The 19,121-nt window shown below is 39.8% G+C and carries 18 protein-coding genes and 1 pseudogene; 3 read left to right on the top strand and 16 right to left on the bottom strand.

Going from position 1 to position 19,121, the window contains the following annotated elements:
• Nucleotides 1-175 precede the first annotated feature (175 nt).
• The 8 genes and pseudogenes from AC1DVK_RS06465 to speB all read right to left on the bottom strand — a co-directional run.
• Nucleotides 176-1,216, bottom strand: a pseudogene (locus AC1DVK_RS06465) (alkene reductase); the annotation flags it as partial.
• Between the two features lie 274 nt (nucleotides 1,217-1,490).
• A complete protein-coding gene (locus AC1DVK_RS06470; protein WP_477626072.1) occupies nucleotides 1,491-2,918 on the bottom strand; it encodes an MDR family MFS transporter in 1,428 nt (475 codons plus the stop codon).
• 61 nt (nucleotides 2,919-2,979) lie between these two features.
• Nucleotides 2,980-3,552 carry a TetR/AcrR family transcriptional regulator gene (locus AC1DVK_RS06475; RefSeq protein WP_284471676.1) on the bottom strand — a complete coding sequence of 191 codons (573 nt, stop codon included), beginning with the start codon at nucleotides 3,550-3,552 and terminating at the stop codon, nucleotides 2,980-2,982.
• Nucleotides 3,553-3,819: 267 nt separating this feature from the next.
• Nucleotides 3,820-3,912 carry a putative holin-like toxin gene (locus AC1DVK_RS06480; protein WP_289320953.1) on the bottom strand — a complete coding sequence of 31 codons (93 nt, stop codon included), beginning with the start codon at nucleotides 3,910-3,912 and terminating at the stop codon, nucleotides 3,820-3,822.
• 191 nt (nucleotides 3,913-4,103) lie between these two features.
• Nucleotides 4,104-5,093: a D-2-hydroxyacid dehydrogenase gene (locus tag AC1DVK_RS06485; RefSeq protein ID WP_477626073.1), complete on the bottom strand. Its 990-nt coding sequence runs from the start codon at nucleotides 5,091-5,093 to the stop codon at nucleotides 4,104-4,106.
• 92 nt (nucleotides 5,094-5,185) lie between these two features.
• On the bottom strand, nucleotides 5,186-5,992 hold the full coding sequence (locus AC1DVK_RS06490; RefSeq protein ID WP_081108695.1) for a class II aldolase/adducin family protein: 807 nt from the start codon (nucleotides 5,990-5,992) through the stop codon (nucleotides 5,186-5,188).
• A complete protein-coding gene (locus tag AC1DVK_RS06495) occupies nucleotides 5,992-7,431 on the bottom strand; it encodes a sodium:solute symporter family protein (protein WP_089363555.1) in 1,440 nt (479 codons plus the stop codon). The genes AC1DVK_RS06490 and AC1DVK_RS06495 overlap by 1 nt, the downstream gene beginning before the upstream one ends.
• Before the next feature lie 99 nt (nucleotides 7,432-7,530).
• Entirely contained in the window at nucleotides 7,531-8,529 is a 999-nt protein-coding gene (gene speB / locus AC1DVK_RS06500) for an agmatinase (RefSeq protein ID WP_061461803.1), read from the bottom strand.
• 310 nt (nucleotides 8,530-8,839) lie between these two features.
• On the opposite strand from speB, the gene AC1DVK_RS06505 reads away from it, so the two are divergent.
• A complete protein-coding gene (locus AC1DVK_RS06505) occupies nucleotides 8,840-10,243 on the top strand; it encodes a sigma-54 interaction domain-containing protein (protein WP_477626074.1) in 1,404 nt (467 codons plus the stop codon).
• Between the two features lie 951 nt (nucleotides 10,244-11,194).
• Here the strand turns inward: AC1DVK_RS06505 and AC1DVK_RS06510 are convergent.
• Together AC1DVK_RS06510 and AC1DVK_RS06515 are read right to left on the bottom strand one after the other, a co-directional pair.
• The gene (locus AC1DVK_RS06510; protein ID WP_260398923.1) at nucleotides 11,195-11,323 is read right to left on the bottom strand and encodes a hypothetical protein; all 129 of its coding nucleotides are present in this window, start codon (nucleotides 11,321-11,323) and stop codon (nucleotides 11,195-11,197) included.
• A 311-nt stretch (nucleotides 11,324-11,634) separates the two neighbouring features.
• Complete coding sequence (locus AC1DVK_RS06515) at nucleotides 11,635-11,814, bottom strand: IDEAL domain-containing protein (RefSeq protein ID WP_034315231.1); 180 nt, start codon at nucleotides 11,812-11,814, stop codon at nucleotides 11,635-11,637.
• 477 nt (nucleotides 11,815-12,291) lie between these two features.
• Between AC1DVK_RS06515 and AC1DVK_RS06520 the strand changes: the two genes are divergently transcribed.
• Complete coding sequence (locus AC1DVK_RS06520; protein WP_477626075.1) at nucleotides 12,292-13,590, top strand: MFS transporter; 1,299 nt, start codon at nucleotides 12,292-12,294, stop codon at nucleotides 13,588-13,590.
• A gap of 90 nt (nucleotides 13,591-13,680) precedes the next feature.
• On the opposite strand, the gene AC1DVK_RS06525 is transcribed toward AC1DVK_RS06520, so the two are convergent.
• Nucleotides 13,681-14,376 carry a YjjG family noncanonical pyrimidine nucleotidase gene (locus AC1DVK_RS06525; RefSeq protein WP_061461800.1) on the bottom strand — a complete coding sequence of 232 codons (696 nt, stop codon included), beginning with the start codon at nucleotides 14,374-14,376 and terminating at the stop codon, nucleotides 13,681-13,683.
• A 153-nt stretch (nucleotides 14,377-14,529) separates the two neighbouring features.
• Between AC1DVK_RS06525 and AC1DVK_RS06530 the strand changes: the two genes are divergently transcribed.
• Complete coding sequence (locus AC1DVK_RS06530) at nucleotides 14,530-14,703, top strand: hypothetical protein (protein WP_284149579.1); 174 nt, start codon at nucleotides 14,530-14,532, stop codon at nucleotides 14,701-14,703.
• Between the two features lie 195 nt (nucleotides 14,704-14,898).
• Here AC1DVK_RS06530 and AC1DVK_RS06535 read toward each other — a convergent pair whose 3' ends face one another.
• From AC1DVK_RS06535 to AC1DVK_RS06555, 5 genes are all read right to left on the bottom strand, one after another.
• Nucleotides 14,899-15,621 carry an anti-sigma factor gene (locus tag AC1DVK_RS06535; RefSeq protein ID WP_289338133.1) on the bottom strand — a complete coding sequence of 241 codons (723 nt, stop codon included), beginning with the start codon at nucleotides 15,619-15,621 and terminating at the stop codon, nucleotides 14,899-14,901.
• Nucleotides 15,622-16,176, bottom strand: a complete 555-nt coding sequence (locus AC1DVK_RS06540; protein WP_061465967.1) for an RNA polymerase sigma factor — start codon at nucleotides 16,174-16,176, stop codon at nucleotides 15,622-15,624.
• 78 nt (nucleotides 16,177-16,254) lie between these two features.
• Nucleotides 16,255-16,725, bottom strand: coding sequence for a COG4315 family predicted lipoprotein (locus AC1DVK_RS06545; RefSeq protein ID WP_061461798.1), 471 nt, complete (start codon nucleotides 16,723-16,725; stop codon nucleotides 16,255-16,257).
• A gap of 22 nt (nucleotides 16,726-16,747) precedes the next feature.
• Nucleotides 16,748-17,524, bottom strand: a complete 777-nt coding sequence (locus tag AC1DVK_RS06550) for an extracellular solute-binding protein (protein WP_477626076.1) — start codon at nucleotides 17,522-17,524, stop codon at nucleotides 16,748-16,750.
• 433 nt (nucleotides 17,525-17,957) lie between these two features.
• Nucleotides 17,958-19,064, bottom strand: coding sequence for a GerAB/ArcD/ProY family transporter (locus tag AC1DVK_RS06555; protein WP_477626077.1), 1,107 nt, complete (start codon nucleotides 19,062-19,064; stop codon nucleotides 17,958-17,960).
• Between the last annotated feature and the right edge of the window lie 57 nt (nucleotides 19,065-19,121).

Genomic DNA, 19,121 nt, shown 5'->3' on the forward strand with positions numbered 1-19,121 from the left:
CAGCTTTCTGCTTTAGGTATTGGGAATGATTTGTTGTTTCATCATTCTTTCTTCTCTTTAGCTCCATAAGGAAAAGGCGACCCTTCTTAATGAAGAATCGCATCAATAAATTGAAAGAAAAAATGATTGGTTATTTTGTACACTGACATTTAAAAAAGGCTATGTTTTTTCTCAATTAAATAAGTTGCCCTAAATGTTTCTTTGCCTCGTAATCAACAAGTTTTTCTTCATGCTTAATTCGTGCCAGATAATCCGGGTTGGCGATAAGCGGACGTCCAATCGCCGCAACGTCAATTGTGCCCTTTTCCAGTGCGGCTTCTGCTGTTTCAGGATCAAGCCCTCCCACACCAACTATAATTCCATCCCAGTGACTGCGTACCAATTCATGCATGGTCAGTCCCCTTGCAATCGGTTTGGTAAATTCCATCGTGGACGGGTGAATCATTTTGACTCCTGTTTCATTAAACGCTTCAATAAATGTTTGGATCGCTGTTTCAGGGTCTTCCCACATGTAAGACGGCTGGTCAATTTTCAAAGCCGAGAAACGAATAAGGGTACGTTCCACTCCAACCGTATCAATAACAGCTTTTAGCACTTCCTTCATAAATGTCAGACGCTGTTTTAAATCACCGCCGTATCGATCCGCCCTTTTATTGGAAGTGTCAGAATTGAACTGGTCTATTAAGTAACCATGTGCACCATGAATTTCAACGCCGTCAAAGCCAGCATCCATCGCATTCTTTGCAGCTTGTTTATATTGGTTCACTACTTCTGCAATATCCGTCTCTGTCATTTCTTCAGGAATATCAAAAGGTTTTCCGAATCTTGAAACCTTTCCTTCAGCAGCGATAGGAGAAGGGGCCTGCGGAGGTCCTCCCGCAATTTCATGATGGCTTGCACGGCCAACATGCCAGATTTGCGCAATGATCGTTCCGCCTTCAGCGTGTACAGCTTCCGTTACTTTTTTCCACCCATTTATTTGCTCTTGAGTATAAATCCCGGGCACCCCAGGATTACCCTTTGCTCTTGGTGAAATCACGACACCTTCTGTAATGATAAGCCCGATTCCATCTTGAGCCCGTTTTCGGTAGTATTCTACGGTCAGGTCATTCACAACACCAGTTTCGTTATTGGCAAACGACCGCGTCATAGGAGCCATTGCCGTTCTTGTTTTTAAGTTCCATGCACCTATTGTTACAGGTTCCAACAGTTTAGTTATTTTTTTCATTTGAATTCCTCCTGTTAACCACTTTACCTGAGCTAACTTTTAGTAACTATTATTGTGTAAGATTATCCGATAAGTGGTTGATTTTCAAATAATTAACTCTGAATTTAATACCATTTGATAAAAAATGGTATTAAAGACCAATAAAAAAGCACTTATTCATTACCAATAAGTGGATGGTTCTAAATTGCTTTTTTCCAAACAAAAAAGCCAGTCAGAGAAAACCTTTTCCCTGCTGGCTAATGGATCTTTTTTCATTACCTTTTTAGTCACGTGCTGTTCTGATAAAAAATGATATGATCAAACCAATGATTGCAAGGACTAGACCGAAAATGAAGGCATCTTGAACTCCTGCAGTCAATGAACCGCTAATGGCTGATGGATCGAACGGATCTTCTGCATTTGCCATATAATTTTTTTGGGATGCTGACATGATGGTAATGGCAACGGTTGTCCCGATAGCTCCCGATACTTGTTGCAATGTATTCATAAGAGCCGTTCCATCCGGATAAAGATTTTTCGGCAGTTGATTCAGCCCATTTGTCTGGGCGGGCATCATGACCATCGAAACACCAATCATAAGGAGAGTATGCATGATGATTACCATAATGATAGCTGTTTCAGTCGTTACGTTCGTCAAAGTCCATAACATGGCAATCATGATAATAAAGCCTGGAATCACTAGTCCTCTTGGTCCGAACTTATCAAATATGCGTCCAGTAACCGGAGACATGATACCATTAAGCACTCCACCCGGTAAAAGTACCAGACCAGCTGAAAACGCAGCTAATGCCAGCCCGGTTTGCAGGTATAGCGGTAAGAGGATCATGGATGACATGATGATCATGAAGGTGATGAAGACGGTTATTAACCCTAAAGTGAACATGGGATATTTAAAAACGCGCAAGTCAATCATCGGTTTATCCATATTGAATTGTCTTACAGCAAACAGGAATAGCGCTATAAGGCCGACAATGAGCGAGGATAGAACTATCGCATTACTCCATCCATGTTCCCCAACAATACTAAAGCCATAAACAATTCCTCCAAAACCAATGGTCGATAAAATAATGGATGGTACATCGATTTTAGGTTTGGTGATTGTTGAAACGTTTTGCATATACTTGAGACCGAATAGTAAAGCAATCACAAAGAATGGCAATGACACCCAAAAAATGTAATTCCATTTCAAATTTTCAATAATCAAACCTGAAACTGTCGGTCCGATGGCTGGGGCAAACATGATCACCAGTCCCATCAATCCCATCGTCGCTCCCCTTTTATGGATCGGGAAAATCAATAAAATGGTATTGAACATGAGAGGCAATAAAAGACCTGTTCCGATTGCCTGGATGACACGAGCTAGCATCAAGATGCCGAACCCAGGTGCAATTGCTGCAATGAGCGTCCCAATGATGGAGAACACCATTGATGCAATGAATAATTGACGCGTATTGAACCACTGAATCAGGAGTCCCGAAACGGGAACCAAAATCCCCAATGTTAATAAATAACCCGTTGTCAGCCATTGCACGGTGGAAGGACTGACATTGAATTCCTGGATTAAATCCCCCAGGGCCATGTTTAAAGCCGTCTCACTGAATAACCCAATGAACCCTGCAATTAAAAATGCAATTAAAATGGGGGTAGTTCTAATGACTTGGTTTTGTTGCTGTGTTGCATCTATAGACATAAAATGATTCCTCCAATTACTGACTGTTCGATGTAAGCATAAAATAATTTTTCCGTATGACTTATTTATTTATCAACAATAATGGTATCTGTTCCGCAATAGCTTGGAGAGGTTTCCCGTTTTTCGCCGTTAAGGATAAAAGGATACCACCCTCAATTAAAGCATTAATTACGATACTCAATTCCTTTGCCCGTTTCTCACTGAATTTCGCCTCGAGTAATTTCTTCACATATATGGATTGCCAATCTTCTATCGCTTCTTGACAGGCCGTTCTTATCGGCTCACTCGTCGTATACGTTTCCGCCGCTATCGTCCCGATTGGCAGTCCTAAAAGATTTTCACTTTCACCAAAAACCTCGGATAATTGAAAAATATGAGCCTGAATCGCTTTAATAGGGTCTTCGATTTCATCAAATCCCCGTTGAATTTCATCTATCACGAATTCTTTTGTATGAATAATCGCCTCTATCGCCAATTCTTCTTTGCCTTTCGGAAAATAATGATACAGCGAACCTTTTGGGATACCACTTTCCTCAATAATATCCTTAAGTCCTACACCATAATATCCACGTATGCGAAAAAGTCGGGAAGCTGCTTCAATAAGAATGTCTTTAGAGTTTCGTTTGTCTGCCATAGCTGGATCACTCCTTTGAATTATATCAACCGGTCCATTAGGACTATACTTGTATATTATTGTTTTGTCAAAGATGACTGCCAATGAATGGATGGGGGATTTGCTTACAAACTCATACGAAATACTTATACAACAAAAAGAACACCTTATACTCGGTGTTCTCTGCAAGTTCGAGGAAATCATACCTTCTATTAAATCCCGGTATTTTTTAAAACGCTTCCATTATCAAACACAGCGGCCTGGCTTATCATAAACATATCGTTATCTTCAAGGGTTCCTATCATGATTTTTGAAACCAAGAATAGCAATTACAAACATGCCAAAGCTTAGCATTAGGGAAATAACTTCGAAAGTACCCATTCACACCGCCTCCTTACATCCAGCTTTTCCTGATCAGAGATTGTCCTATACAAGAAAAACATGAAGGCAGCACCTTTTATTCAAAAAAAAAAGCAAACCCCAATCAAGGTCTGCCCTCCTACTCCATTCATATCATTGAAAGTTTGAAAGTTCCCATTCGTTGAGAGCTTCTTTTTCATAACCCATTCCTGTTAATAACCAAGTCCTTTTTCCACAACGTTCTTGAGCGGCTTACCGTCAGAAAACAGCTTTACATTTTTCAGGAATAACTCCATTACACGGTCTAGATGTTTGGCAGAGTTGTAAGCATTATGTGGAGATACCATGACATTTTCCAGCTGCCAGAAAGGGTGATCCTTAGGTAAAGGTTCTACTTCAAACACATCTAACGCCGCTCCTGCGATGTGCCCATTTTTCAATGATTCAATTAAATTTTCATCCACAATCGTATTACCACGGCCGACATTAATTAAATGGCTGCCTTTTTTCATTTTATTTATGCGTTCTTCATTTAAAAAATAAGAAGTATCTTTCGTAAACGGGAGTGCCAAGACTACAAAATCGGACCTAGAAAGGACCTCATCCACTTGATCCATCCCCATTATCAAATCAGCAGGTTCATATTCTTCCTTCCTCTGGGCGGGATTTCTGCGGCAGCCAATAACGGTCATTCCTAGTCCTTTACATCTCTTTGCTATCTCAAAGCCAATATCACCATACCCAATTATCCCGACTGTTGAATTCTCAAGGTCTTTCACAGGGATTTCAACCCAATTTTTGTTTATTTGATTTCTGATCATTTTCGGCACACCCCGTGCTAACGAAGATAGCATCGCAATTGTATGCTCGGCTATCGGGACAGATGAGCAGCCTTTGACATTAGTGATGATGACATCGCTTTTTTTGATGTCTTCATTCAGCATGGCCTCCACTCCCGCACTGTCTGAATGTACCCATTTAATTTTTGGAGCTTTTTTTAAAATGCTAAGATTATCATGAAGTCCCAGCGTATAAAGGATATCAAACTTTGATAGATCTACTGTTGGCTGCGGTTCAGTTTCGCCGAATTCCCATGGTTCGATAACAACTTCAGAACAAATCTCCTTAAACTCATTGATGTATTTCACTGGTATATCGACCCTGATATAAAGTGAAGGTGCTGTTTTCTTAGAATCGGACATTATTAAACCTCCTCAAGAACCTGCAATCCCTTTTTCCCTCTTTGATGAAAGCAATCCGTTTCATGTTTCGTGTCTATCCCCGTGCTTTATGATCACTTCAAGCAATCCGGTTGCTCTTCTCTAATTCTATCCCAAAGAGGCTGAAAACTCAGCCATCCCTCATATTCAGTTCCCGTTTGTTCTGCAGTTAACTTTGCATACTCCTGTTCTATAAAAATGGGCTTGCCTACAGATTCAGCCATTATCTGTGCTTGACATGAACGTTCCATCGTTATGAACCACCAAGCAGCTGAATCTACAGATTGGCCCACCGTTAACAATCCATGGTTGCGGAGGATGACAGCTTTGTATTGACCTAGAGCCCTGGCAATGCGTTTCCCTTCTTCAGATGCATAAACCACACCAGTAAAATCATCAAATAATGCATGGTCATTGTAAAATTGGCAGGCATCTTGCGTAATCGGATCTAACAGTCTCCCTAAAGAAGACCATGTCTTTCCATAGACCGAATGAGCATGTGCCGCTGCAACTGCATCCGGTCGTGCTTTATGAATTTCCGAATGGATGGCAAAGGCAGCACCATTCACTGAATGTTCACCCTCTACAATATCACCTTTATGATTAACCAATATAAGATCTGAAACGGAAATTTGACTAAAATGCATCCCAAACGGATTGACCCAGAAATGGTCTGTATATTTTGGATCACGGACCGTAATATGGCCAGCTATCCCTTCATCGAAACCAAACTTTGAAAAAAGCCGGAATGAAGCTGCCAGCCGTTCTTTCCGGTGATTGCGCTCTTCTTCCATTGTATTGAATGTTGCGGGTTGAAGGGAAATTGTTTTTGTCATTTTTCTTTCCTCCTTGATTCTTTTTCTGTTTTTTTGGTGAACCATCAATTAGCCATGGTGTCCATGTCAGCTTTACCCTTAACATCTTGCATTTCCTCGCTTTTGTTCTCGAGATGATTTTTCGAACTTAGGAAAGTAAATGTAGTAATGACGACAAAACTAGTAGCGAGCCCGTACAGAATTGGTTGAGTGGAGGATGGTCCATTTATCACCAATCCAACAATAATAACGACCATGCTGGCCAGGATGGAGTAAAATGCGGCTGTAGCCGTTACCCTCTTCCAAAAGAATCCAAGGATGATTGGAAAGAACACAGCACCAGATAAAATTGCGTAAGCTACATCCAATGCAACTAAAATATCCTGAATCCATATCGAAACGATAATGGTCAATACACCAATCGTTAAAGTCGTAATCCGGGATGTTTTTAAAAATTGACGTTCACTCATTCCTGGACCGATATATTTTTTAATGATGTCATTAACAACTAAAGTGGAAGAAGCAAGCAATGTCCCTGAAGCTGTGGACATAAGGGCAGATACCACACTTGCAATGACGACCCCCAATAGACCAGGAGGCAAAGTTTCCATCGCTATACTAGTAAAAGCGTTTTGTGGATTTCCTAAATTAGGAAGGATAATAAAAGCGCACATTCCAATGATACTGATTGCTATCGCATAAAAAACACTATATATTCCCGCTCCAACCGTTCCGCCACGAGATATCGCTTTGGTTCGTGCAGTAAAAAGACGCTGCCAGATATCTTGGCCAACAACAACCCCTAAAGTAAATAGTAAGAAGTATTGAAAAATTGTCTCTCCGCCAATGTTGCCTAACTCGAAATGGGATGCAGGGAGATTTTCTTTAAGCGAGTCCCACCCTCCTGCCTTAGAGATGCTCAATGGAAGCATGATAAAGAAAATACCGATCGTCATGATGACGAATTGCACGACATCAGTCATGGTGACTGACCACATACCTCCTAATATCGTATAAAATAAAACGATCCCACCCCCGACTATCATGGAAACCGTTAAATTCCAGCCAGCCAAAACATGTAATATCGTCCCCATCCCGATCACTTGCGTTACAGTCAGCATGAAAGTATAGATAATAGAGACAAGGGCACTAATCAATCTTGTTTGAGAATTGTAACGCTTCTCAAGCATTTCACTGATCGTCAGTACTTTTAAATCAAATATCTTATTTGTTAAAAACAACCCGATAGCGATAATGCCGAGTCCAATCATCACCACTAGCCAAATACCGGATATCCCAAACTGATAACCTAACTTTGCTGTACCTAGAGTGGAAGCCCCCCCTAATATCACAGCAGCTAAACAGGATAAATACATAAAATGCCCTAGATTACGCCCTGCTACAATGAAATCATCTGCCGTTTTTGCCCGTTTGGATCCGATTACTCCCACAATGATTAAAACAGAAAAATATAGAATCATGATCGATATATCCAAAATATGCATGTACACATCTCCTTTTGGGGTTGTTTTGTTTTATATCGCTTTGTTTAAAGAGGGAAGGATTGGAATTCACCGTTCCTCCCTTCAATTTATTTGAGGGAACTAGTTGTTAAGCTGCGTTTCCAGATCTCCCGTTCTCTCTTTTTTCTCCAGTTTACCTTTTTTTGCGAGAGCGATGAGTGTGATGAATTCATAGACAATATTAGCTGCGGCGGCAGCCGTGATTTGTCCGTGATCGTATGATGGTAAAACCTCAACAAGATCGAATCCTACAAAATCTATATTCGTCAATCCTCTTACAAAGGCTAAAGCATCATCAATGCTGGCCCCTGAAACCTCCGGGGTCCCCGTTCCAGGGGCATAGACGGGATCTAAAAAATCAATGTCAAAAGATAAAAACACCGGGCCCTTCGCGACACGTTCATGAATGACCTCTAGCATCTTTTGGACCCCGATGCGTTTATAATCGTTCGTCGTATAAACCCCCAAACCTAAATCCTGGGCATCCTGAAGATCTTCCGGTCCGTAAAGACCACCCCTCATTCCAATTTGAAGAGATCGCGATACATCGATGAGCCCCTCTTCTATTGCCCGGCGAAAAACCGTTCCGTGATTATACTTTTGATCAAAATAACTATCCCAAGTATCGGAGTGAGCATCGAATTGAAGCAAGGCCACTGGTCCATGCTTTTTTACGATTGCGCGTAACTCCCCTAGAGTAATAGAATGATCGCCTCCTAATGAAATGGGGATGATCCCTTTTTCAATGACTGGGGTAAGCTCTTCTTCGATCTTTTTATATGTTTCAGAGATATAACCGGGAATGATCGGAATATCCCCATAATCAATTCCTGATATATAATCAAAAATATTAATATCTTGTTCTGGATTATAAGGACGTAAAAGGATTGAAAAATCGCGAATGGCTTCTGGTCCGAATCTCGCACCCGTTCTGAATGATTGCCCGGAATCAAAGGGAATTCCCGTAATGACAAAATCCATATGTTCATCTACCTGTTCAACAAATGGAAGCCGCATAAACGTACGTACTCCGCAAAAACGGGGTGATTTGAATGAGTCTTTCGGTTGATACTTCATCATGTAACATCCTCCTAAATTTCAACTATTATTTTCACTACATTGCAATTTCATGATGTTAAATGAACTTCCATCTTTTTTACACTAATAGAGTGGAAATATATAACACCCTTGTTTGGAAGTTCTCTTCTTACCTTTTACATAAGCAAGATTCACGCCAACTATTTCGCTGCGGTTTATAAGGCTTTTCGATATTCTGTTTCATCAAATGATCAAAGACTTAATCATTTTCTTATTTTTTGATTTAATTTTTGATTATTCTGACTCTTTGATTTATATTTTAATTAATCAACATCCCAAAGGAGCGGAACTCATGTATGACGATATGCTGGAGGAAGAACTTAATAAGATCATTGAAACATCGAATAATAACATCCTCATTACCGATCAAGATGGTATCATTTTATATTCCAATCCAAAGCTTTGGGAGATTTATGGTATGGAAAGTGATTCTTATATCGGTACCTCTGTCTATCAATTAGAAAGTGAGGGCCTTCTCACACCATCCATCAATGCGATTGTTTTAAAAGAAAAAAAAGCGAAGCGTATAATGCAACATACAAAAACAGGTCATGTTGTCATGTCGACTGGCTATCCCATTTTTAATAAGGACGGACTTCTCGTTAGGGTAATCAGCTATGGCCAGGATCAAACCGAGATTCTGCAATTGCAAGATCAATTTGAGCAATTACAACGAAAAGTAAAAGGCTATCAAACCGAAGTCGAGGATTTAAGAGAAAAGGAACTGGATTACCATGATATGATCGCTAGAAGTAATGAAACGAAACAGATTTTAAAAACGATCCATAATGTTGCAAAAACCGATGCCACGATTCTCTTATTAGGACCATCCGGGGTAGGGAAAAGCACTTTTGCCCGTGCTGTTCATGACCAAAGCAACCGAAAGAAAGAACCTTTTATCGAAGTGAATTGCAGCACGATACCTGATAGTTTGTTTGAATCCGAAATATTCGGCTATGAGCCGGGATCATTTACAGGGGCAGATAAACAAGGAAGGCAAGGCCTGGTTGAGCAGGCTTACAGCGGAACTCTTTTCTTAGATGAAATCGGGGAACTCCCACTTGCCATGCAAGCTAAATTACTGAAAGTATTACAGGAAAAAAAGATAAAGCGTATCGGCGGAAAAAAAGAAAACTATATTAACTTCCGCCTTGTTGCAGCAACTAATCAAGATCTGAAGGGGATGGTTAGTCAAGGTAAATTTAGATTAGACTTATTTTATCGTTTAAATGTGATTCCCATCCAAATTCCGGCTTTGCATGAACGTAAAGAAGATATACCACTCTTAATACAACATTATTTAAAGAAAACGAATGATAAATACCAGAAATTCAAAAAAATCCATCCATCGACTTATGAAGTTTTGACCCATTATAATTGGCCCGGGAATATACGAGAATTAGAAAACCTAATTGAACGGTTAATCCTGACCATTGAAGTGCCAAATATATTTCCCGAACACCTTCCACAATCCATCACAGGGCAAATAGAACAGCCCGAAGATTCCACTTTCTTGGCAATCGAAAAAGAATGTGAAGAGAATTTCGATTTAAAGAAGACACTGGAAAAGGTTGAAATTCAACTGATTGCCAAAGCATGGAAACAATGTAAAACCACCTACGAAATGGCAGACCATTTGGGCATCAGTCAGCCAACGGTCATCTATAAATTAAAGAAATACAAAAAGTATTTTTAAATTCATCTGGATTAAAATCCCCTAGACACGATAGATGGTGGTCCTTAGCCTTTAGTAATGAAATGCCATTCAAGCTAAGTGCGCTTTTGAAACCTTATTTGCGAGCGGCCATAAACCCAATAACAATAAAAAAGCTATAATACAAACAATCAATAAAAAAATCCACATTCAAGATGAATGGGATTCACAAATATCTTTTTTAAGTAAGATTTGCAGGCTTAAATTAATTCAACGAATAATCGTCAGTGAGGCTCCTGCTGCTCCTCCTGTAAAGACAACTGTGGCCTCTAAATCAAATACATGAAGGAGATTGTATCCTCTGCTGATAAATTAACACCCACAGCATTATTATAATTAGAAATTGAGACTGCTGTTGATAATATAGAGTTGCCAATAGGCAAAGCACCCTTTAAAATCAACCTCGAACCAACAATAATTGTTACGTTAACTGTTGTTGATCCTGTCGCCAAGTTAATCCCGTGGCTCCGGTTGTTCCTGTATTTTTCCTTTTTCTTTTTTTAGATATCAGGACATGATTGCTGAATATCAGGTTTTTAGAATGGAATAATCTTGAATACATATATCAGACCGAATTTTTTCATTTCAACGGTTCCGCCTAAAAAACAAAAGATATTTTACTATATCAACAGAATAAGAATTACATAACCTAATCGAAGCTGAATACATCAAAAAAAGAGGCACCCATAATGGGAGCCTGAATTTTTAGTGAAGGTAAAGCTATTGTATGTAAACTGAAACCTTTCCGCATCCCTATCCGATGCGATAGTTGAGAAATAAGATATTCCACCCAGTCACTTAGAGATACCTTTAAGCCTTTTAATGGTTTAATGAGGCTTTGACCTACGGACACGGACTTAAAACTGGAAATGAAAAAAATAAAAATGAATCAGGAAATCATACATAATTTCCCGATTCATTTTTGACATTCATTTACTTTTTATCTTTAATGCTTTTGGGAACATAGTCATTCAGTTTGTTAAATAAAGAAGTAATGTAGGAGTTGAGCTCGAATCGATCCTCCTGAATAAATTCAGCTAACGACACTCCATTCTTTTTCATATCTTCTCCCCCTTTTAGCATTCTATCCTGATGCATATACCTCCCAGCCTCAGCCTCCACTACCTGTGAATCCAGTCATAGGCGCACTTACAATATCTCTCCATCGTTTTCTTTATTTGATTATCATGATTATACAAGAAAGCGCTTACAATGTAAAATATTATAATACTATAGATTCCTATTCTTATGTTTCAGATTAAATAAAATTTCATCTTCATCATATTTATATTATCAAGCTGCACTGGCTTCTATGTGCGTATGAGCTTTTCTTTTATTTATAACTACTTGTCTTTTTTACAATGTTCAAAATTTCATGAAATGCCCTTCAATATTTCAGTTAAACGAAGGAACTCTTCCTTATCACGATTTCTTAATGAGTCATCGATTTCTTTTTCAATTTGTGCTTTCCGATAATCACTAAGGGCCTTTTTTAAAACCATTTCAGCCATCTCTTCAGGTTCAAGCGATGTTCCTGGCAATTGCTTCTCCATACGAAACCAACTCCTTAACCTTTTTTCTATTATACTAAGTAACTTGGAGATTATTATTATTTATTAAAATCTTATCCTTTCCGCTTTTTTATTTCCTTATCCACATGATTTCCACATCGCCACTCTTCTATACATAAAAAATACTAAATGATTTTAAGTGAATGTTGTTCTCATCTTTAGTTAAAAATTTCCCCTTGATTTGGCTTCACCATTTTATCCGTTAAGATCTGAATTTGTTTATTTCCATTACTTTAGAATTAATTATATTCGAATACAGCTGATAAGAGCTAAGTTAATCGCTTCATTTTTTCTGAAAAATCAGAAATATATTGACTGTGATGGATAACCCCTCTAAAATAATCTAAATAATCCAGTTTTTTACTTATATTCCTAACCAGCGATTTTGTTCATTCAATGTAAGTGCTTTATTTATGAAACCATTTTTGAGTAAAACTATGCATTAAAGGAGCATTATCCATGAAAAAAAGTCGAGTTCTTTTCGCTAGTTTAGCCGGTTCCGTTATCGAGTGGTATGATTTTTATTTATACGGGACAGCAACGGGCTTAGTTTTTACAACTCTATTCTTCCCCAATCATGATCCTGCCATTTCACTTCTTCTCGCCTTTGTCACTTTCGGGGCAGGTTACGCAGCCCGTCCAATCGGGAGCATCCTCTTCGGTCATATGGGTGATCGCATCGGCCGGAAGGCAGCACTCATGTTTACACTAATTGGCATGGGCGGGAGTTCAATGCTTATCGGTGTTCTGCCCACTTATGCCCAGGTTGGTTTGGCGGCACCCGCTATCTTGGTGGTGCTGAGGTTGATTCAAGGAATTTCCCTGGGAGGTGAATGGGGCGGAGCCATCCTATTGGCAACGGAATCTGCTCCAAAGGGTGTCCGTGGGTTATATGGATCCATTCCCCAACTAGGGGTACCCATCGGTTTAGTTGCCGGTTCGTTCAGCCTAACCCTTATAAGTTCCTTGACAACCGATGCCCAATTTTTAGCTTGGGGTTGGCGAATTCCTTTCCTTTTAAGCGGTGTACTGATTGCATTGGCAATCTGGGTAAGGAGTGGAATTGAGGAAACGACGGAGTTCCAGCAACAGAAAGATAGCGGTGATCTTGCGAAAGTTCCCATTATTGAAACGTTGAAACACGATTGGAGAAGTGTGCTGCAAGTAATCGGACTAAAAATCGGGGACGGGTTTTTCAATGTATTCATCATGTCCTATGTTCTCGTCTTTACTACAATGTATTTCGGTTATTCACGAGATTCAGCCTTGACCGCTTTAACGATTGGCTGTGCTACAATGCTAGTTACCATTCCATTCATTGGTTACATTTCTGATTTTATCGGTCGAAAAATTATTTATTTTGGGGGCCTGATTCTCCTTTTCATCTTGGCTATCCCATATTTCACAATGATTGGGCAAGGGGTCGGCTGGTTCTATTTTATGCAGGCAATTGTGCTCGGAGTCGTCTGGGGAGCCATTTTTTCTACACAAGGAACATTATTCTCAGAGCTCTTTCCAGCAAAGGTCCGTTATACTGGATTATCCGTCGGATATCAGGTCGCGGCAGCCATTGCAGGTTTCGGTCCCCTCATCTGGGCCACCATGGCGGAATCATATGGCCCATCCCCTTTGGTATTTGGCGGATTCATGATGACAGGCCTCGTAATCTCCCTAGCACTCTGTCTGCTATTACCGCATTCCAGTAGAATCATCGAAACGGATCAAACTCTTAAACCCGATGAGCTGGATTTGAACTGATTCTAAAATCCCTGGCATAAATAAAAACAAAGGCTGCATGTCCTATCACTTGGACAAGCGGCCTCTGTTTTTTAGAACGCAGATAACTCTCTAAACTTGCTTACTTCCTATAATCCCTAAGAGATCAGTCAGCTTCCGGATTTCATAGGTTGGCTTGATTCCTAGATTATTATCCTTTTGATGGGGATTGTACCAGCAGGTGTCCATTCCATAATTCAATCCACCCTGTATATCTGATGTCAATGAGTCACCCACTATCAATGCTTTCGATTTATCTGTGATCTTTAACTTGGAAAATGCATAATCAAAAATCCCTTTATCAGGCTTCTGAAACCCAGCCTCTTGGGAAGCTATCAAATGCTCAAAAGTATGTCTAAGAGGAGAACCCCCGATTCTTGCAGTCTGCACTGACGTAAAGCCATTTGTTATAATAGCCAGCCGGCATCCTTTAAGCTTCTCGCAAACCTCTACAGCCCCTGGCATTAGATGTATTTCCTTTCCCAAATATCCCAGATACGCACGGCTGAATGAATCCGCATGGATATCAAGACCATGCTTAAGGAATAACCGCTTAAACCTTTCCACTCCCAGTTCAGTTAAATCAATAAGTCCCTGTTCCAGATCTCTCCATAATCCTCTACTGATTTCTTGATAGCCTACCACATAATCCTTTGCCCCGGTGGGCAAACCGTACTCCAAAAAGGCTTCATGCAGTGCCTTTTTTTCCGATATTCTAAAGTCTAGCAATGTATCATCAACATCAAATAAGATAATCTCGTATTTCATCGCTGCCTCCTGTATTCATACTGAACTGTTTAAAATCATCATCTGTATTACTATTCCTATGATTAGAAGCCTAACGAAGAATAACTTCTTCCAAACATAGAAAAGCCGAATAATGAACACTGTTTTACCGAGAACGTTGAACAGGTCACACAGATTGATCTCCCCACTTCTCTCGATAAAGCACTTGATGAAACGAAACGGATATTGATCAGGAAATCTTACCAAACATACAAATCATCAAGGAAAGTCGCGAAGGACCTCTCTATCAGTCAAACGAAAGCTTCGGCATTGATCCGGGAGTACTGTTGGGATTTAATGAATAAATAGATATCATGAAAGGACAATATTTATCTTACCTTAAACAAGTCCATTTGCCCCCAACAAACATGCTGGTTATTCGTTGCTAGTGATCGATAGTGAATGGTAAACACTTATATTCGAATTCATATTTCACTTAGCTATTAAATTCAGGTACGAACAGAAAATAAGAGACTTCCCCTTTGCGGGCAAGTCTCTTATTTTTTATGAAGATCCAACTATTTTATCACCTCTAGGCTTTGTACTATTTGAATCTGGTTCTTTTGTGATGCCAATTTGATTGAATTGATCATTAATGGACAGTTTGTATGTCAACGATCCTGTGCCTGCTTCATCAGGCTTGAAGGTGCCTGCATTTGTCCGTTTTCCATCTTTCAGCAACCATACCTGATACACCTCGGACTCTTGAAGGCTAGGCAAATTCTGAATCTGAACGATTAACCTTCTTTCTTCACCTTGCTGCAAAATGTATGCAGCACCGTCCGTATTCATCTTTATAGCTGTCTTATCAGCAGGCTGCAAAGATAGTGACGTTTTAACCTCCATTGGCAGATTGATGGCTGTAAGTTCTTTTTTTAGTTGAATATTGGAATACAACAGCACAAATGACAAAACTAGAGTGGCCAGCAAGATACCTGAAGTTACAGGTGTAAACTGCTTAAGGAAAATACCACTCCATTTCTTTTCCTTTATCACTGGAACTTCATCATCAGTCTCAAAGACAAAATTCATAACCTCCGATTTCATGGAGGAAGAAGGTTCGATTTCCTCGAAATCCCATTTCAACGAATTCCAGGCTTCCGTCATTTGTTCATACTCCCTAGTGCATTCAGAGCAGTGAATTAAGTGTTCCGTGAATGCCTTTTTTTCTTTTTCCCCCAGTTCACCCGATAAAAATGAAAGCAGGTTAGCGCATTTTGTATTCATTTACAAACCACCTACTTCCAAATGCTTTTTCAACAATTTAAGCGACTGATGAAGTCTGCTCTTGATGGTACCAACCGGTTCATTTTCAATTTTGGCAATTTCCGTTAACGAGTACCCTTTCCAATACAGTAAATCAATCAGCCTTTTTTGCGGCTTGCTTAACTTACTTTTAGCATTGGCAATTTCACTGTGTAATAGCCCATTTTCTATATCATTATTCGGATCCTCTATGTCAATTGGATGACTCATGTCCATGTGTTTGTTATTCCGGATATGAACACTGTCTTTACGCACATAATCGACACACACATTTCGTGTAACCGTCAAAAGCCAGCTTAAAAAGTGCCCCTTTTCAGAATTGTAACTGCTTTTTGTGGTCCAGAGCTTTAAAAAGACCAACTGCACAATCTCCTTAGTTTTTTCAGCATTTCCATTTGTGAATTTAAAAATAAAACCATAGATTAATTTAATATGCCGGTCATAAAGTTCTTCCAGGGCAGGACGATGCTTTTTCATTACTAATGCCATCAATTCCTTATCAAGTTTTTCTTTCAATCGCACCTGCAACTCCTCACCAAGTAAATTTGGAAAACGAACAACAGGAACGACCACCAGTGATCGTCCCTTTTTTTCTTATTTTGGAAAAACCGTCTCATTATTTACAATATACCAAACATTTTTCACTCCTTCACCATTGACATCTCCCGCTGCCTTATCATTCACAAAATAGTAGAGTGGAAATCCTTTGTACGTTACTTGTTCTTCTCCTGTATCTTCCCTTTTAATGGTTCCAAAGTCTTTTTCCTCAAATCCTTTTGGAACAGCAAAATCCCTTTCCATGAACGGCGGCCATTTCTCCAGACATTCATCCGCGCAATTGCTTTTACCGGATTTATCATTCTTGAAAAAATAAAGTGTCATTCCCTTGGAATCAGCCAAGTATTCGCCTGTTGTTTCACTTTCCAATAATTTTAGGGTTACTGCTTTTTCATCGGCAGTACCACTAACAACTTGATCCTTTTTGGGTGAATCATCAGCTTCATTTCCACACGCCGTCAAAACTAGGACCATCATAAAAACTGAAAATACCAACCACTTTTTCATATACTCTCACTCCTCATAAATTTTATTTCCATCCCCATTTTTGAAATACTTGATGGGATTCTTCCGTTTTAAGATAGTCAATGAATTGTTTTGCTTTTTTCTTGTTTTCGCTCTTACTTGTTATACTTACCGGAGTTCCCCTATATAGCTTGTCTTCCTCATGGAGTTGAACCAGGTCTGTCACATCCGATAGACGGTAATGCCAGGATTCATAGGTTATCCAAGCGTCGAATTTAGAATTTGCCTTCCATAGCTCGATAGCTTCTGCACTGGACTTCACTGAAATGGCAATATTCCTGCTAATTCCAGGAATAAGTCCTTTTCTTCCCGCCAAATCTTCCCATAGCCCCAGTTGCCCGGCTCCATTAACATCCACAATCTTTACGCCCTTCTTCGTTAAATCCTCCAATGACTGTATATTCTTTGGGTTTCCTTTTCTAACCAGAATTCCAGCTGCCCTCGAGTACAATTCAGTACGGCTTTTTTCATTAATGATACCTGGATGGTTAAGCATGAAATCAGTTAGCATATACTCGGAACCTCCGTAAATGATATCGGCATCCTGCTTGGCTTGATCAATCCATTTTTCTTCGGGTCCCGCTGTTACCTCAACTTTTATTCCCGTTTCTTTGGTGAATTGCTCCGCTACTTCCTTGATTGGTCCAAGAGGGCCACCTGGACCGTATACTTTTACGACATCGTTGACTGCTTGCCCCGGTTTCGAATTCATTTCCGGTGAAAATCCTACCAGGACTAACATCAATGATATCCACCCAACAAAAATGACCTTTTTCTTCACGTCTTTCTTCTCTCCTTTCTAAAAAAAACTTTGTACTATAGATAACGGGACAAACCTCAAAACGGTTTGAAAAAGATTGTTAATTATTTTTAACTTGCTGCAAAGTACATCTGATGATCTCCAGTTTTTAAGTTTTTCACTCAACAAAAAAACCATTCGAAAACGGAATGGTTGCAGACTGTAGACAAACTCCATAATGATTGAGTCTTTCTATAATTTTTATAAGATTTTTAAAATTTTGCCGTTGATTGGAACATAGAGCCCTCTGCACCATGCGCCTGCGGGTTCTCCCATGGAAGCGCTTTTCTAAGCAGGAGTCTCGAACCTTTCGTTCCAATCAACTTTGTTTTAACATTAAGATAGAGCTCCTTTTGCCTATTTTCTTGCCCATACTATTTTCAAGCATCTTAAACCAAAGAATTGAAAGGAAAGGTTAGCTTGAATTGCTTCCCTTTTTCTGTATTTTTCTTTTCCCAATCACAGCAATCACCAACAATAACAGAGGTATAATCGTTTGCATCAAAATTCCTTGAAAAGGGAAGGCGATGATATCATATCGACTGACATCCATAGAGCTAGGATACGACCAATAGCTGAATTCTACAATCAATATCCCTATCGGCCATACAACAGGACGATAGTCGGAGAGATTCAGCCACTGCGCGGTACCTAAAGCAGCCGCATAATAAAACACGGAAATTTTGACAAACGCCCCTACTATCCATACGGCCATGATGGCGGACTCCAAATGTTCAAAAAAGTCGGCCAAACTGATGTACCGAGATACATTCATCACGGGATAATTCTTTGTGGCTGTTGTTGACCCGAGTATAAAAAGAACCAGAAGATTCACCACAATCAACGTCATCATCACGGCAAAAACAGACAGCATCCCGGATTTCATCCCTTTTTTCATATCGGTTAAAAAAGGGAGGAGAAAAATCATCAAAAAAAACTCGCTGAACCATCCACCCGGTACAATCGAACCCTTGATTGGAGGCATAATTCCATTCCCCAATATCGGGAATATATTCTTAAATTCAAGATCTGGGCCCAGTAGGACGATTAAAATGAGGATTGGAAAGATAAAAACAGGAACCAACAATTGGGCAGCTCTCCCCATCACCTCTATCCCTCCGCGTACGATAAAGGCACAGAGGAGTACCATCGATGCCATGATCACGCTAATCGGGGTTTTGACCAGAAAAGAGTCGACAATAAATTCTCCGTAACTTCTTAGGATTTGCCCTGTGATCGGGATATAAAAAAACAAGAATAAAAAACCGAGAATTTTCCCCGGAATCCGACCTATGATATGTTCACTGAATTGGATAACCGTTTGTTTTGGATAAAGTTTGTGCAGTTTATAAGTGATATACACCGTCGCATACCCGATGAGAGACGCCAAAATGGGGGAAAGCCATAAATCAGTTTTGGCATATTTCGCTGTGATGCTTGGAACACCGAGAACAGCCGTTGCCACAATCGTTGGATACATCAAGAATGCCATCTGTAGAGAGGAAATTTTACCTTTCTCCATCATCTTCCTCCTTTCTGTGATGGTAAGTAAATTTGGAATCACGTAGCCCACTGATAG

Source organism: Peribacillus sp. P4_B1 (assembly GCF_056402395.1).